General features: G+C 37.5%; 14 protein-coding genes, 1 pseudogene and 1 riboswitch. Of the genes and pseudogenes, 10 read left to right on the top strand and 5 right to left on the bottom strand.

From position 1 onward, the window contains the following. Positions 1-107: 107 nt before the first annotated feature. The 9 genes from mepM (at position 108) to NYR89_RS04430 (ending at position 9430) form a co-directional block, all read left to right on the top strand. On the top strand, positions 108-1625 hold the full coding sequence (gene mepM, locus NYR89_RS04470; protein WP_279446641.1) for a murein DD-endopeptidase MepM: 1518 nt from the start codon (positions 108-110) through the stop codon (positions 1623-1625). Between the two features lie 19 nt (positions 1626-1644). Next, positions 1645-2331, top strand: a complete 687-nt coding sequence (gene dsbC / locus NYR89_RS04465; RefSeq protein WP_279446514.1) for a bifunctional protein-disulfide isomerase/oxidoreductase DsbC — start codon at positions 1645-1647, stop codon at positions 2329-2331. Positions 2332-2582: 251 nt separating this feature from the next. Further along, positions 2583-4298, top strand: a complete 1716-nt coding sequence (gene recJ, locus NYR89_RS04460) for a single-stranded-DNA-specific exonuclease RecJ (protein ID WP_279446513.1) — start codon at positions 2583-2585, stop codon at positions 4296-4298. Between the two features lie 133 nt (positions 4299-4431). Next, positions 4432-5280, top strand: a complete 849-nt coding sequence (locus tag NYR89_RS04455) for an OmpA family protein (RefSeq protein WP_279446512.1) — start codon at positions 4432-4434, stop codon at positions 5278-5280. An 83-nt stretch (positions 5281-5363) separates the two neighbouring features. Further along, positions 5364-6182 carry a pyridoxal phosphatase gene (locus tag NYR89_RS04450; protein ID WP_279446511.1) on the top strand — a complete coding sequence of 273 codons (819 nt, stop codon included), beginning with the start codon at positions 5364-5366 and terminating at the stop codon, positions 6180-6182. A 69-nt stretch (positions 6183-6251) separates the two neighbouring features. After that, a complete protein-coding gene (gene narQ, locus NYR89_RS04445; protein ID WP_279446640.1) occupies positions 6252-7901 on the top strand; it encodes a nitrate/nitrite two-component system sensor histidine kinase NarQ in 1650 nt (549 codons plus the stop codon). 26 nt (positions 7902-7927) lie between these two features. Continuing rightward, on the top strand, positions 7928-8446 hold the full coding sequence (locus tag NYR89_RS04440; RefSeq protein ID WP_279446510.1) for a GNAT family N-acetyltransferase: 519 nt from the start codon (positions 7928-7930) through the stop codon (positions 8444-8446). A 39-nt stretch (positions 8447-8485) separates the two neighbouring features. After that, entirely contained in the window at positions 8486-9082 is a 597-nt protein-coding gene (gene rdgB, locus NYR89_RS04435; protein WP_279446509.1) for an RdgB/HAM1 family non-canonical purine NTP pyrophosphatase, read from the top strand. A 27-nt stretch (positions 9083-9109) separates the two neighbouring features. After that, entirely contained in the window at positions 9110-9430 is a 321-nt protein-coding gene (locus NYR89_RS04430) for a YbjQ family protein (protein ID WP_005600559.1), read from the top strand. A gap of 91 nt (positions 9431-9521) precedes the next feature. Here NYR89_RS04430 and NYR89_RS04425 read toward each other — a convergent pair whose 3' ends face one another. The 5 genes from NYR89_RS04425 to NYR89_RS04405 all read right to left on the bottom strand — a co-directional run bounded on the left by NYR89_RS04425 (position 9522) and on the right by NYR89_RS04405 (position 15061). Beyond that, positions 9522-10220 carry a LutC/YkgG family protein gene (locus NYR89_RS04425; RefSeq protein ID WP_279446508.1) on the bottom strand — a complete coding sequence of 233 codons (699 nt, stop codon included), beginning with the start codon at positions 10218-10220 and terminating at the stop codon, positions 9522-9524. 127 nt (positions 10221-10347) lie between these two features. Next, positions 10348-11757: a LutB/LldF family L-lactate oxidation iron-sulfur protein gene (locus NYR89_RS04420; RefSeq protein ID WP_279446507.1), complete on the bottom strand. Its 1410-nt coding sequence runs from the start codon at positions 11755-11757 to the stop codon at positions 10348-10350. 9 nt (positions 11758-11766) lie between these two features. Continuing rightward, a complete protein-coding gene (locus NYR89_RS04415; protein ID WP_279446505.1) occupies positions 11767-12492 on the bottom strand; it encodes a (Fe-S)-binding protein in 726 nt (241 codons plus the stop codon). 168 nt (positions 12493-12660) lie between these two features. Beyond that, positions 12661-14253 (bottom strand): lactate permease LctP family transporter, encoded by a 1593-nt coding sequence (locus NYR89_RS04410; RefSeq protein WP_279446504.1) that lies wholly within the window; start codon positions 14251-14253, stop codon positions 12661-12663. Positions 14254-14653: 400 nt separating this feature from the next. Next, positions 14654-15061, bottom strand: coding sequence for an H-NS family histone-like protein (locus tag NYR89_RS04405; protein ID WP_279446503.1), 408 nt, complete (start codon positions 15059-15061; stop codon positions 14654-14656). 247 nt (positions 15062-15308) lie between these two features. Further along, a riboswitch (Lysine riboswitch) is annotated at positions 15309-15479 on the top strand. Between the two features lie 123 nt (positions 15480-15602). Here NYR89_RS04405 and NYR89_RS04400 point away from each other — a divergent pair. Continuing rightward, positions 15603-17128, top strand: a pseudogene (locus NYR89_RS04400) (Na+/H+ antiporter NhaC family protein). The last annotated feature ends 21 nt before the right edge of the window (positions 17129-17149 follow it).

Here is a 17149-nt window from a genome sequence, read left to right as displayed (position 1 = left end):
CGGAGCTGTTTGTAAGCATTAAAATCATAGGAAATATTTTGCAACACGTTATATTAGCAAGAGATCGCCGTCGGAAAAAATCTCGGGTAAAAGGGTTAATTTTCTTAATGGCTATGTTATCCATTTTGGTTGGGATCGTGCTTGCGTTAAAAAATCAACCCTCAATCAAGGATACGAAAAATAATGAGCAATATGTCGTATTAGATGAACAGAGTGAACAACATAAAGATGATCCAGAAGAATCGGTAGCGATTGCGGCTCCGACAGATAATGCTGAAAATGAAGTAACGGTTTCAGATGAGAAAACTGAAACAACAGAACAACAGCCAACAGAGCTGGAGATGCCAACAGATATAGGGTCTGAGTCTGAGGAGAATACAAGTGATGAGGTGCTTGCAAATAATGAAAATGCAACCTCTTACGATGATTTATTAACAGAAGATGATGAAGTAGAAAGTGAAGCTGGTGAAATTGCAAAACTAGAGAATAAAGAGAAAAAAGAAGAAAAATTACCAGAAGAAGCAGAGAAAATTGTTAATGATATTTTAGATGTAGCAGATGAAGCATTACGTATTCAAGACCAATTTAGTTATACGGTCGGGCGTGGCGATAAACTTAAAGATGTTTTAGAACAGTCAGGTTTGGAAGCTAGTGATGCGAGAAGTATGATTAAACGCTTTCCTGAATTAGCTAATTTAGATGGCGGTCAACAATTCTATTGGATATTAGATAACCATGGGGAGTTGGAATATATGAACTGGCTAGTATCTGAAAAAGAAGAACGTATCTATGAGCGAAAAAGTAATGGTAAATGGGTTTTCCAAAAAATTGAGAAAAAAGGTGAATGGCGACAAGATGTTGTACGAGGGGTAATTAGCGATAATTTTGGGACAAGCCTTAAAACCGTAGGACTCTCTGAACGGCAAGTGAATCAATTAGCTGTTGGACTACAATCGCAAATTGCTACGGATAAATTGAAAAAAGGCGATCGTTTTGCGATTTTAGTCAAGCGTGAATACATTAATGGGACAGTAACGGATGTCGGCAATGTAGAGGGGATTCTGATTGTTAGCGGTAAAAAACGTTATTATGCGATTCAAGCGGATAACGGACGTTATTATAGTAGCCATGGGGAAACATTGAGTCGAGGTTTTGCTCGTATTCCATTATTATTTAATGCGAGAGTTTCGTCCTCTTATAATCCCCGTCGTATTCATCCGATTACACGACGAGTAAGGCCGCATAACGGAGTCGATTTTGGTATTCCTACTGGAACACCGATTATAGCACCGTCTGACGGCGTTGTTGAACATATTGCATATCAAGCTAGAGGGGCTGGGCGTTATATTAAACTTCGCCATGGACATATCACAACGGTTTATATGCATTTAAGTAAAACGCTTGTACGAGTTGGGCAACGGGTAAGAAAAGGCGAACGAATCGCTTTATCCGGTAATACTGGTGGTTCTACTGGACCACATTTACATTATGAATTTCATATTAATGGCAGACCAGTCAATCCGATGACGGTAAAATTACCAGGGTCAAACTCTGGTATGGTTGATAAAGAACGACAATCTTTCTTAAAACGAGCAAAAACGGTAGAAGCGAAGCTAAAACTTTAATTTTTAAGGATTTATGAACATGAAAAAAAATGCTATTGCATTATTAGGTTTATCACTTCTAAGTACATCAGTTATAGCAGACGATGCAAGCCTAAAACGTACTTTAGAGAGTATGGGAGCAACGAATGTGAAAATAAGTGATTCGGCATTACCGGGTTTTAGGACTGCTGTATCAAATGAAGGGGTTGTACAAATTAGTGATAACGGGCGTTTTGTGATTCAAGGGCAAGTTTTTGAAATTAAAAACGGCAAGGCAGTTGATATTACGAATAAATCTTTATTGGCAGATTTAAATGCGTTAGAAAAAGAAATGATTGTGTATCCGGCAAAGAATGAAAAACATGTAGTGACGGTGTTTATGGATATTACCTGTCATTATTGCCATTTAATGTTCCAACGTATTAAGGAGTATAACGAGTTAGGTATTACGATCCGTTTCTTGGCTTTCCCTCGTGGTGGTATGAATACCCAAACAGCAAAGCAAATGGAAGCAATTTGGACATCAATAGATAAAGTAAAAGCACTCAATGATGCGGAAAACGGTAACCTACCCAAAGAACTTAAAACACCGAATATCGTGAAAAAACATTATGAATTAGGTATCAAATTCGGTGTAACGGGTACGCCAAATATGGTTGATAGCAATGGACAATTAATTGCCGGTTATGTTGAACCAAAAGAATTACTTAAAATGCTAAGCGAATAGCATTAAGTATCTTGAATACAAGCGGTCTGATTTTGTAAAATTTTTCAGCATTATGTAGCAGTTGCAAAAAAGTTTATTTGTAGGGGCGAATCGTGTTCGCCCTTATGATATTCATCATAAATTGTTTGGGCGAATGCAATTCGCCCCTACATAATTGAAACAGCTTAGCCTCTTTGTGCATTTGCTACATAATTTCGAAATTTTTGCAAAATTACACCGCTTGTTTTATTTATAAAAAAGAAGAAAATACTGTGCAAAAGCTAATCAAACAACGATCACAATTAACCTCTGTAACACTCTCGAATAACCCTTTACTCAATCGTTTATATCAAAGTCGAGGCGTTAATTCCATTAAAGAATTAGATCGCTCATTACAATATCTACATCGTCCACAGCAACTTGCTAATATTGATCAGGCGGTAAGTTTACTGATAGAAGCCTATAAACAACAATCTCGTATTGTGATTGTTGGCGATTTTGATGCGGATGGTGCAACCAGCACTGCCTTAACTTTATTGGCTTTACGTCAGCTAGGCTTTAAAAATGTTGATTATTTAATTCCAGATCGTTTTTCACAGGGATACGGACTTAGTATTGCTGTGGCGGAAATGGTATTAACAAAAGGCGTTGATTTAGTCGTTACGGTAGATAATGGCATTTCATCTTTTGAAGGCATTGCATTACTAAAGTCTAAAGGTGTGAAAGTATTGGTTACCGATCACCATTTACCGGCGGAAACTTTGCCGAATGCGGATGCAATGGTTAATCCGAATTTAAGTGAATGTGGATTTCCTTCTAAATCTCTTGCCGGTGTGGGGGTTGCATTTTATGTTATGCTTGCGTTACGCAGTCAAATGCGGACAGAGCAGTTATTCGCAGAGAAAGAGCCGAATTTAGCTGAATTATTGGATCTAGTCGCTTTGGGAACTGTTGCAGATGTTGTTCCGCTTGATCACAACAATAGAATTTTGGTTCATCAGGGGCTGAATCGAATCCGTTCGGGGCATTGCAGAACAGGGATCAGAGCATTAGCGGAAGTGTCTAAGCGTAATTTATCTGCCCTACAAGCTAGTGATTTAGGTTTTGCGATTGCTCCTCGTTTAAATGCGGCTGGACGTTTGGAAAATATGTCGTTAGGCGTTGAGCTATTAATTGCTGATAATATGGAGATTGCACGTCAGTTAGCTTTTGAATTAGATAGTTTGAATCAAACCCGTAAAGAATTTGAGCTAGAAATGAAAACGGAAGCATTGGCGATTTGTGCCAACTTACCAAGTTTGATGCAAAAAGAACAAGCTCACGGAATCGTGTTATATCAGTCTGATTGGCATCAGGGGGTAATTGGTATTTTAGCTTCTCGTATTAAAGATCAGTTTCATCGACCAGTAATTGCTTTTGCACAAGAAAGTGAGGAGAGCGAATATTTAAAAGGCTCAGCACGATCGATTTCCGGATTGCATATGCGTGATTTATTAGAACGTATAGATCTTAAATATCCTGACTTAATTGTGAAATTTGGTGGACATGCTATGGCGGCAGGGTTAACCATTCATCAAGATAATTTTATACGTTTCCAAGCAATCTTTGATGCCACAATCAATGAAATGATTGAACCGGAACAATTACAAGGCATAATTTATACAGACGGAGAATTATCGGCTAATGAGCTTACGCTTGATATAGCGGAATTATTACAACAATCAGGTCCTTGGGGACAAAGTTTCCCTGAGCCTACATTTGAGGGGGAGTTTCGTTTATTACAGCAGAGAGTTTTAGGTGGCAAACATTTAAAATTAATGGTGGAGCGACCGAATGGTGGGTTATTTGATGCGATTTGGTTTAATGCCGATTTACGAATATTTCCGGATCTTTCTATTAAGCAAGTTAAAATGGTCTATAAGCTAGATATTAATGAATTTAGAGGTAATAAAAATTTACAATTAAGGATTGAAACTTTGATTGTCTAAATAATTTATCAGTTAATACTAGAATAAAATTAGTGGGTATTGTAGAATATATTTTGGTTTATATTTATTCGATTGTATAAATATAGCATTATGAATAAAGTTTTCAAGCTATCTATAACAAGGAACGACCTCAATGAAAAATACAACTGTTTTTCGCGGATTATTATTATCAGGTATCGCATTAGCAGTAGTCGCTTGCGGTAATTTAAGCAAAGTAACTGATGAAGGCACTACAGATAATCCGGTATTCCCAAAAATTTCAGAATCAGAATTTAACCACGACGGTTCTCAATTTGGTTCATGGCCAAACTGGGAAAACGTTCGTCAAATTGAACGTGGTATGAATAAAGATCAATTATATAACCTAATCGGTCGTCCACACTTTGAAGAAGGTTTATATGGTGTTCGTGAATGGGATTATGCATTTAATTATCGCGAAAACGGCGTACATAAAATCTGTCAATTCAAAGTATTATTTGACAAAAATATGAATGCTCAGAGTTTCTTTTGGTATCCAAACGGCTGTAATGGTAACTCATCATTCAATTTAAGCGGTGATTTCTTATTTGATTTTGACAAAGATACCTTAACAGCAGAAGGTAAGAAAGTTGTTGATAATGTCGCGGAACAATTAAAATCATCTAAAGCAGAAAAGGTTAAAGTTGCAGGTTATACAGACCGTTTAGGTTCAGAAGCATACAACTTAGATTTATCTAATCGTCGTGCTAATAGAGTTAAAGCTCGTTTAATCGAACAAGGTGTAACGGCAGATATTAATGCAGTAGGTTACGGTAAAGCAAATCAAGTTAAAGCGTGTGCGGATGAAAAAGGTCAAGAATTACGTGATTGTTTACGTCCAAATCGTCGCGTTGAAATCACTGCTAACGGTGGTGTATTAAAACAAAACGAAAGTAGCAATGTAGCAGGTCCGAATGGTCCTACTCCATTATACCAAACACCAGCTTACAACTCTGGTAAATAATTTTTAGTTTTCTCTCTAACTAGAGTAGAATATAGGGGCAACTTTATAAAGTTGCCCTTTTTTATTTCTATAGGAGAATTTTTATGACTTATCAAGCAGTCGCTTTTGATCTTGACGGTACACTTTTGAGTGCTAAAGCAACCATTTTAGAATCAACGAAACAAGCTATCCAAAAAATCCGTGAAAAAGGCATAAAAGTTTTCTTTGTAACTGGTCGTCATCATACGGCGGTACGTCCTTATTATGCAGAAATCAATCTAGATACGCCGGTTGTGTGCTGTAATGGTACTTATTTATATGATTTCCAACAAGATCGCGTGATTGTCGGTAAGCCGTTAACAGCAGTACAAGCCTCAAATTTAATTCGTGATGCACAACAACAAGGGATTCATACGGCTGTTTACTTTCAAGATGCGATGACCTATGAGCAAATCAATCCGCATTTCACTAAATTACAGCAATGGGTGCAATCTTGTCCTGAAGCGGTAAGACCGAATGTACATCAAGTTGAAAGTTTTCAACAAGAAATTGATCAAGGTACTATAGTTTGGAAAGTCCTGATTAGTGATCCCGATTTAGATAAAATGCAAACTTTTGTAAAAAGTTTACCGCTTGATCAATTTAGTCCCGAATGGTCTTGGGTGGATCGCGTAGATATTACCAGTGTTGGGAATAGTAAAGGTGCAATGCTTGCGGAGTTACTTAAAATTGAAGGAATAGATCCGCAAAATGTGGTGGCATTTGGCGATAATTTTAACGATATTTCAATGTTAGAATTAGTTGGATTAGGTATTGCGATGGGTGGCTCAGAGCCACAAGTTCAGCAAGGCGCGAAAAAAACAATAGGATCAAATAACGAAGATAGCATTGCAAAAGAATTAACGACATTATTCTCTTTGTAATAGGATTGCATTTTGATAATTACACCTAAACATTCGATTACACGCCGTATCGGATTTTATTTTCTTATTATGATTGCTTTTGCCTCGTTGATTAGTGGGTTGTCATTGGGCATTATGTGGAGTAATAAATCCGATGCGGGTTTAATTAACGTATCAGGTTCGTTGCGAATGCAGAGTTATCGGTTCTTATATGAAATGGAACATCATCCGCAAGCGATCCCGAAACGTTTGGAAGAATATCGTCAAAGTTTAAATTCCCCAGAGATCCAAGAGTCGCTTTCCCATAATTGTTTATTACCGGCAAAAGTCAAAAAAGGATATGAGAATTTAAAGGATAGCTGGCAAGAAATGGAATCCTTTATTGTGAGCGGTAATCGAGCGACTTATGTCAGTAATATTGAAGGGTATGCAAATCAAGTAAATAATTTCGTTTGGTCTTTGCAAGAGTTTGTCGAGTTAAAATTAAAAGTGGCGATAGGTGTGATTGCCGCTTCAATGTTTTTAATTATTGCTTTAGCATATTTCGGTGTTTGGTACACACGTAAGCGTATTATTACGCCGCTTAATCAGTTGGTTACGGCAAGTGAACAAGTCAAAAATGAAGATTTTAACCATATTGAACTGGCGGTAAATGAACCGAATGAGTTAGGTTTTTTATCTTCAACTTTTACCCAAATGGCGAGTGAGTTAGCGAAACTTTATGCTTCATTAGAAGAAAAAGTGGAGGATAAAACGCGCCGTTTAATTGCGGTTAACCGTTCTTTATTGGTTTTGTTCCAATGTTCACAGTTATTAACGGCAAAGCCAGTGAACCAAAATGTTTTATTTCAAGTCTTACAGACCATTTTAGATAATGAGCAATTACGAGGCATTGAAATTCAGGTTTATGGTGCGGATTATTGGAATGTGACGATTGACAATGCACCAACGCAAGACTGGCGTTTTAACGAAATTGCTATAGAGAATGAAAAGATTGCATTATTACGTTGGAAGCCGTCATTACTTTGTCCTGATGAGCGATTGATTCAGAACGTTTCTGAAATGATTGGGCGTAGTTTGTATGTTTTACAAGTACAGAAGCAGCAGCAACAGTTAGTGTTAATGGAAGAGCGTTCGATTATTGCACGTGAATTACACGATTCGCTTGCTCAATCGTTAACATTTTTTAAGATTCAAATCAGTTTATTAAAGCGTAACGGTGAGACCAAACAGGATTGGGATAAGCAAAAAGCAATTTTAAATGACTTTGAAAGGGCATTAAATGAGGCTTATAGCCAATTACGTGAGTTATTATCCACATTCCGTTTAACAATTGAAGAAGCCAATCTGACGCATGCATTGGAGCGTGTATTGGATTCCTTGCGAGCGAGAACTTCCGCACAAATTATTCTGCATTGTAAATTACCTTCGCAAATTTTTAGTGCGCAACAGCAAGTACACGCACTTCAAATTGTGCGTGAAGCGGTAATTAATGCGATAAAACACGCTAATGCTACTCAAATTGAAGTGATTGCCGAAACAAATAGCGATGGAGAACAATGTTTAATTGTGAGAGATAACGGTAAAGGCTTGGAAAGTGAAATCGAACCGGAAGGTCATTACGGTTTAACGATTATGAAAGAACGTGCAACTGAGTTAAATGGTGAATTTAGTATTAAGAACCGTCCGGAAGGCGGTACTGAAGTGATGGTAATATTACCGAATATGATTACCGCATAATTTTTATTTTTTAAGGAAGGCAATAAATGCAGATTCGAAAATCGACGGAAACGGATTTCGAAACAATTTTAAATATTTATAATCAAGCAATTCCGACTCATCAAATTACGGCGGATTTAGAGTTAGCAACACCGATTAATCGTCGTGCTTGGTTTGATTTTCATTTGACTAGCGAACAATATCCGATTTGGACGGTAGAAGATGAAAACGGCATTGCCGGCTGGTTTAGTTTTTCGCCGTTTTATGAACGACCGGCGTTCGTACATACCTCTGAAATCAGTATTTATTTAGACAGTAGTGCTAAAGGTAAAGGCTATGGCTCGAAGATTATTGAATTTATGCAAGCGGAAATGTTGAAGCATAATATTCATACGCTTATGGCATATGTGTTTGAATTAAATCAAGTCAGCCAAAATTTGATGCGTAAGCATGGCTTTGAACAATGGGGCAAATTTCCAAATATTGCTAATATGGGGAAAGATGCTCAAGGACAGGATAAATGGCGTACGTTGTTGATGATGTCTTACCAAAAAGGCATTGAATAAGCGGTCATTTTTTATCAAATTTTTGCAAAAGGAATAAAAATGGAACGAACTAAAGTTGTGTTAGCTACGGGGAATAAAGGCAAAGTTAAAGAAATGGCGGATGTTTTGGCACAATTTGGCTTTGATGTGGTGGCACAAAGTGAATTTGGTATCGAATCGCCGGAAGAAACCGGTTTAACTTTCATTGAAAATGCGTTATTAAAAGCACGCTATGCCTCAAAAATAACAGGATTACCGGCAATTGCGGATGATTCGGGGTTAGCGGTAGATGCACTGGGTGGTGCCCCGGGGCTTTATTCTGCTCGTTATGCGGGCGAAGAAGGTAATGATGAGGCTAATCGCCACAAATTATTAGCCGAAATGCAAAATATTGCAGACGAGAAACGTGGTGCGAAATTTGTCAGCTGTATCGTTTTTCTACAGCACGAAACTGATCCAACACCAAAAATTGCTTTAGGTGAATGTTTCGGGGAGATTTTACGTGAAGAACGTGGTCAAAATGGTTTTGGTTATGATTCGCTGTTTTTCTATCCGCCTAAAAATTGTAGTTTTGCTGAGTTGGAAACCAGCGAGAAAAAGAAAATTTCACATCGTGCAATAGCATTAGATGTGCTAAAACAACAGTTACTCAAGTAAGTTAAGTAACGTCTACGAGGAGAATATATGATTATTACTACTACGCCAACGATTGACGGTCACCAAATTACTGAATATAAAGGTTTAGTGTTTGGCGAAGTTGTTTCTGGGGCTAATTTTATTCGTGATTTTTTTGCGAGTATTACTGACGTGATTGGCGGTCGTTCGGGAGCTTATGAAAGTAAGTTAAATAGTGCTAGACAAGAAGCGTTAGCAGAATTGGAAAAAGAAGCAAAACGTGTTGGTGCAAATGCGGTGGTGGGTGTTTCAATGGAATATCAATCTATGGGTGGTGATAAAGGAATGTTTATCGTAGTTGCGACCGGTACGGCAGTGGTTATTCGTTAAAGATAAGCGGTCATTTTTCACGATTATTTTACAAAAGAAGCTAAAAAAATCTCCGCAATAAGCGGAGATTTTTTATCGGTATCAATAGAGATTAAAGATCATCAATCACAACATAAATTTTAGATACCGGACCATGTACGCCGACAACTTTGATTAACTCAATATCTGCGGTTGCACTTGGACCCGAAATAATATTTACGCAAGATGGCATACGTTCTCCAGCTTGAGCTTTCTCATGTAGAATTTGAGCAAGTTGTGCAACTCGAGGTAATACGGTACTTTTACGTACAACTACGATAGATGTTGTTGGTAGTAAACTGGTTGAACGACCGTTATCTTTAGATGCAAATAACACGATACCGCCTGACTCGGCTAAGCCGTATTCGCCATAAACGATACCGATATTCGCTTTTTCAGCGTGCGAAATATTGGCATCACGATTGGTAAAATCCCATACATAACTGCTGAATTTTGCTTTTACTGCATCGGTAATACCTAAATTTTCAAGACGAGTATCATTATTTAAAACAATATCGCCTCCGCCATATTTTTCACAGACATCTAATACAGCTTGTGCGACATCAGCTTCTTTAGTTTCAACCACATCAACTAATAACACTTTGGCAAAGTTCATAAATTCATTGCAAAGTTCTTGTTGAGAAAGATGAGTCAAGCGAGTTGTTGGATGATTATTTACCGGCGTTTCCATTTGGTCAGGCACTAATTTACGTTCTCTGCCCATACGTTGTGCCAGTTTATTTAAAAAGTTTTCACGATTTTGTAAGTCCATTGTGCTGTCCTATTTTTGCCACATTACCAAGATTTTCCATACAACAAGCGGTTAAAATTCACTTTATTTTTGCAAAAAGATCTTAACGATAACAGCTTGGCTATGGGAGATAGTGGTTCAAGTCAAATTATTTACGATTTTTAAACCATTCACGGAAACTTTCGCCATCTGTTGCTGGTAAATCACGAGCTTTTGTCCATTCTGCTAAGGCACCGACTTGAATTGGTGCTTTACCGTTTTTAATAAACTTACCGGCGAGCTTCGCACCAACTTTCACCCCCATATTCCATACAGAAGGATTAGCGTTAGCAAAGGTGAAACCTTTGATTGAAAGGCGTTCTGCCAACGGTGTTAAACCGGCTTCGGCAATTTTTTCACGGTGTTTAAGAATTAATTGTGCTAATGGAATTTTTACTGGGCATACGCTGTTACACGCAGTACATAATGAACACGCATATGGCAATTCTTTAAATTCTTCATAACCACCGAGTAATGGAGAAATCACTGAACCGATTGGACCCGGATAGATCGAACCATAACCGTGACCACCGATTTGACGATAAGCGGGGCAAGTATTTAAGCAAGCACCACAGCGAATACAACGTAAAACTTCAGCAAATTCACTTTCTAAAATTTTTGAACGACCGTTATCGACAATCACAAGGTGGAAATCTTCCGGACCATCTGTTTCTCCTTCAAGGCGAGGGCCGGTTAACCAGGTATTATATGCAGTTAATTTTGCCCCTACCGCACTACGGCATAACATGGTGATCAGTGCATCAACTTCTTTAAATGTTGGAGCAAGACGTTCCATCCCCATTACCGCAATATGTGTTTTCGGTAAAGTGGTCGCTAAACGTAAGTTACCTTCATTGGTTACTAAGCAGACAGAACCGGTTTCCGGTACGGCAAAGTTACAACCTGAGATACCAATATCTGCTTCTAAAAAGTCCTTGCGTAAGGTTTTACGTATAAAAGCATTCATCTCTTCCGGTTGTTCAGTCCCTTCATATCCTAAAACTTCGTGTAATTCTTTACGGATACGATGACGATCTTTATGAATTGCTGGGACTACAATGTGCGAAGGTTTATCACCCACAATTTGAAGTAAATATTCACCAAGATCAGTTTCAACCACTTTCATACCTTCCGCTTCTAAAACGTGGTTTAAACCAATTTCTTCAGTTACCATTGATTTTGATTTAACAATGGTTTTTGCCTTTTTCTCAAGTGCAACTTTACGGATATAAGCGGTTGCTTCTTCAGCGGTTTCTGCAAAGAAAACATGACCACCGTTTTGCGTTACTTTCTCACTTAATTGATATAAATAAGCATCTAAGTTTGCTAAAACGTGGTTACGGAATTGTTTTGAGAGATCACGCCATTCTTCCCAATTTCCAAGTTCATCCACCATTTTTTGACGGTTTGCACCGATAGTTTCTTGTGCTTTTACCACCGCTTTACGCATAATTTCATTGTGAACTTGTTGTTCCACACGTTGCTTAAAAGGTAAGTTACTGGTTTGTAAATGTGACATAGAAATTCCTTACTCTTGCATTAATACTTCTGCGATATGCATAACTTTTACGTTTTTACCTTCACGGTTTAAACGACCGGCAATGTTAATGAGGCGACTAACATCGGCACCAATTAAATATTCAGGCTCAACTTCAGTAATGTTAACTACTTTCTCAGTAACCATTTCCCCAGAGATTTCTGCCATTTTTACTGAGAATGTACCACCGAAACCACAACAAGTTTGCTGATTATGAATAGGGAGCAGTTCCAAGCCTTTTACATTTTTTAGGAGAGTAAGCGGTTCGTCCACGATACCAAGTTTACGACTTAAACTGCAAGAAGGATGGTACACCGCTTTACCGGTTAGACTTGCACCCACATCGGTTCTTTTTAAGACATTGACAATAAAATCGGTTAAATCATAAAGACGTCTTGCGATTTTCTCTGCACGTCTTGCCCATTCAGGTTCGCCGAAACGGTTTAAGTATTCGGCATAGTTTTTAATCGCATAAACACAAGAGCCTGCCGGAGCAACGATAGGGTAATCATTGGCTTCAAACGTTTCGATAAGACTTTTCATACCCGGAATCGCTTCTTTTGCATAACCACTGTTCATTGCAGGTTGTCCGCAACATCCCTGTTTTTCTAAGAAAATCACATTACAGCCTAATTTTTCGAGTAAGAGTACGCTGTTTTTTGCTACGCCTGCTTTCACAATATCTGCAATGCAGGTTACATAGAAATTTACGTTCATAAAGAACTCCCAATTAAATAAAAATAAGAAACAATCGTATTTAAAATGTCATAAATGATAAAAGGAAGTCATCCGACTTCCTTTTGCAAATTTAGGTAGAAAAAGTTTAAATTTAACCGCTTGTCAGTGTAGCACGTATTACTTTAATCTTTCTCTACCACTTTTTTATTAAACATTAAAGAAGAGAGGAATAATTGTTAATGCGACAACGGCGCCGATAACACCGTAGATAAACATTGGTACTACAGTTTTCTTAATAATCGCACCTTCTTGGTTTTGGATATTTAATACAGAGTTAACCGCTACGATATTGTTAATACATACCATGTTACCCATTGCTCCACCTACAGATTGTAGTGCAAGTACTAACGAAGTAGATAAACCTGTAATTTCAGCTGTGGATAATTGTACGCTACCAAAGGTTAAGTTAGAAACTGTGTTAGAACCGGAGAAGAACGCACCGACTGCACCTAAATATGAAGCGAAGATGGTCCAATATTCGCCGGTTGCTGTGGCAAAGCTCTTACCAATGATTTTTACCATTGAACCATCATGACCTACTAGCATTAAGTTAACCATGATTAATGCACCGACTAATGCGATAAACGGATTTTTTGTTTGTTTGAAGCTACCTGCAAATACATCTTTTACTTTTGAGCAGTTTAAAGAGAAAAGTGGGATACAAATTAAAACGGTAATTACAAACGGAATTAATGCCGGTACATAAAGTAATTTGTAGTTAGCACTTACCGCTGTACCAAAGATATTTTTTAAGCTGAATACTAAACCTTGGCTGATTTCAAATTGACCAAGTGAACCTAATTGTGTGCTAATCCAAGCGGTTGTATCGTTCATCATCGCTTTAAATGGTAATTGTTGAATACGAGTGATGATTAAGAAACCAATTAATAAACCGGTTGGAAGTAGAGCTTTTGCCACTTCTTTTAGTGGTACAGAGCCTTCCAAAGTATTTTCAACTTTTGCTAAGCCTACGCCTTTATTAGCAAGGAAAATCGAAATAAACATACCGATTGCACCACCCACTAAAGATGGAAATTCATAGTTTACTTGAGCAAGTAAGATGTAAGGCACTACGCACGCAAATACACTTAAATATATGAATACGATGTTTTGACGAATTTCTTTCCAGCTTACGATAAAGCTTAGTGCAATTACTGGGATCACTAATGCCGCAAAAGCATGGATAAGTGCTGTCATTGAACCGATTTCAAGAATTTGTGCTTCGGCTAAATTTAATGAACCGAAACCGAACCAAGTTGGTGTACCTACTGCACCGAAAGATACTGGAACTGAGTTCATTACTAATGCGAGGATCGCAACTTTAATCGGGTTAAAACCTAAACCGACCAAAATCGGTGCCGCGATTGCCGCCGGTGTACCAAAACCACTTGCACCTTCAATCATAAATGCAAATGCCCAACCGATAATCATAAGCTGTGCAACCGGATTCGGATTAATTGTACCTAACCATTTGCGTAATGTATTGGTTACACCTGACGCTTCGGAAAAACGATTGAATAAAATTGCACCGAAGATAACGGTAATCGGTGTGAAAACCGACATAATGGCTGATGAGATATTCGCACTGATAATAGTAATATCGGTCGCAAAGAAAAGAAGGTGAATAACAAGTACCACTACGGCGACCCACGGTAACGCAACATAGGATGGTAATGCATTACGTTTTACCATTAAATAAATGAGTAAAACGATTGGAAAGATACTAAGAAATAGCGCCATAGGAAACCTCGAGTCGCTTGATTATTAAAATAAGTTAAAAAAATGTTAACTTTGTTGAGTGGGGGCATTGTATGTGAGATTTTTTAAAAGAATAGTAGGTTTGTTTCAAATTATGATAAAGATCACACTTTTTTGATTTAAATGCTTAAAATATAAGCAATAAAAAATATAAAATTTTAACAATTTTGTAAAATTAACTCGTATGAGTTATAAGAATGTGGAATATTCTTGTGGATTTTTTATAACCTAATGCTATTACCTTGAGGTTTGTAATATTAAAAGGAAAAATATAGAGCGTAATTAATATGTAACGATAATAAAAAATCTGCACCTTAATCTATTGGAGATTTAGTCCAACTTTGGGGTGCAGATCATATTGTTAGCCCGTTCTTTAGAAAAATTAGAGAGCAAAAGATGCTAGACTCTTACCTTCATTTAATGCTTTTTGAATTTGGCTAGGGGTACGTCCTTGACCCGTCCATGTTTTTTCATTACCGTTTTCATCAATATATTTGTACTTTGCCGGACGAGGTGTACGCGGTTCACGCTTTTTACGTTCCGTGATACTACCTAATAACACAACTAGCTCTTCAGCTGAGATACCATCTTTTGCTAATAACTCTTTATATTTATTTAAGCCCTCAAGCAATTTAGCTTGTTCAAGTTCTTGAGCTTTTACCATTTCACGTTTTTCTTCAACAACGATAGTAACTTTTTCAAGTAAAGCTTCCATTTGTTCTAAACTTGATTCACGAGCTAAGACACGTAAGTCGCGGATATTTGATAATGTTTTTAAGATATCAGACATTTTTATCTCCAAATTAAAGACCATTTAAAACTAATAATTTAATTTATCATAAACTCCGAGAATAATAATATTTCGAAATTAATAATATCTTAACCAAATAAATTATTTAGGTAAATAAATAATTTATGCCTAGAAATTATTTACTCTAATATAAGTGGAAAAATAAAAAACGATTTATTACAGAGGTTAAAAGATTGCATTTTGCTATTGGCAATTTATCGATATTAGGGTAATCTTACGCCGTCCTACAAATTGTAGAGGTGCAAATCCGATAAGTACTTTTTCTGAGTGGAAAACGATGAGGAAGAAGGAAAGGCGTATTTGCCGAAATCAGTTAAGCGTCATCTTAATTGGTTGGGGTCGTTACCGAAAGGGACGACACTGTCGTAATCTTGTATTACGGAGTGCTACTGCTAGGGTCGGTTCTATATTTCTATATTTCAGATTACCTACCTCATCTTATGCCTTTGCATACATTTCAGTAGATCCTCTTCTTTGTCTGACTCTAATTTCATCACAAAGTTATTTCTTTAGAGGTTTTATGAATTTAATTGATTATTCAAGCTCATTGCTGTCAATTGTGCCGGCATCGCTTGCATTATTATTGGCAATCTTTACTCGCCGAGTCCTGCTGTCTTTAGGAATTGGTATTTTAGTCGGGGCATTTATGCTCTCAATGTCTTTTTTAGACGGTTTTATTTATTTAAAGAATATTGCAGTCGGTTTAGTTTATTCGGACGGTGAATATTCCTTCGGTAAAGTACAAATTTTAATTTTCTTATTATTGTTAGGTATATTTACTTCATTGTTAACCTATTCTGGTAGTAATCAAGCCTTTGCCAACTGGGCTAAACAGCATATAAAAGGTCGCCGTGGTGCAAAATTATTAACCGCCTGTTTGGTTTTTGTGACATTTATTGATGATTATTTCCATAGTTTAGCCGTAGGGGCGATTGCACGACCGGTTACAGATAAATTCAAGGTTTCTCGTGCAAAATTAGCTTATATTTTGGACTCTACTGTCGCACCTATGTGTGTTTTAATGCCGGTTTCTAGTTGGGGAGCATCAATTATTGCGACTATCGGCGGTTTATTAACGACTTATAGTATTACCGAATATACGGCGATTAGTGCATTCGCTTCAATGAGTATGATGAACTACTATGCGTTATTTGCATTAATTATGGTATTTATTGTTGCATATACATCATTTGATATTGGCTCAATGGCTCGTTTTGAACGTAAAGCACTTGTCATGCGGAAGGGCGTACTGATGAATCGTCAGACGAGGAAAGTAAAGGTCGTGTATATGCATTAATTATTCCTATCCTTGTGTTAATTTTTACAACGGTTGCATCAATGCTTTATACCGGTGCACAAGCACTTGAAACATTCAGCCTATTAGGTGCATTTGAAAATACAAATGTAAACCTTTCTTTAGTGATAGGTGGTTCTGCTGGTGTATTAGCGGTTGTGTTGTGTACACTTGGCTTAATTAAGGCGGAAGATTATCCGAAAGCCGTTTGGGTCGGTTGTAAATCAATGTTCGGTGCGATTGCGATTTTAATTTTAGCTTGGTTAATTAGTAGTGTTGTGAAGGATATGCACACTGGGGATTATCTATCTACTTTAGTTGCAGGCAATATTAATCCAGCATTCCTTCCTGCGATTTTATTTGTATTGGCAAGCGTAATGGCATTTGCAACCGGAACCAGCTGGGGAACATTTGGGATTATGCTTCCGATTGCGGCAGCAATGGCAATTAATGTTGATGCAAGTTTGTTAATTCCATGTATGTCTGCCGTAATGGCAGGTGCGGTATGTGGTGATCATTGTTCACCTATTTCGGATACAACTATCCTTTCTTCAACCGGTGCACAATGTAATCATATGGATCATGTTACCTCACAATTACCTTATGCCTTATTGGTTGCGGTGGCTTCAATTAGTGGCTATTTAGTATTAGGTTTTAGCCACTCAGCACTTTTAGGTTTTGTTACGACAGCTGTCGTAATGGTTGCATTGATTTTTGTCTTTAAATCGAAAAAAGCGGCAACTGAAGCCTAATTCCTTTCTTAATTAAGCGGT

The sequence above is a fragment of the Actinobacillus arthritidis genome (assembly GCF_029774155.1).
Lineage (GTDB): Bacteria > Pseudomonadota > Gammaproteobacteria > Enterobacterales > Pasteurellaceae > Actinobacillus > Actinobacillus arthritidis.
This window is presented reverse-complemented; position numbering and strand designations above follow the sequence as displayed.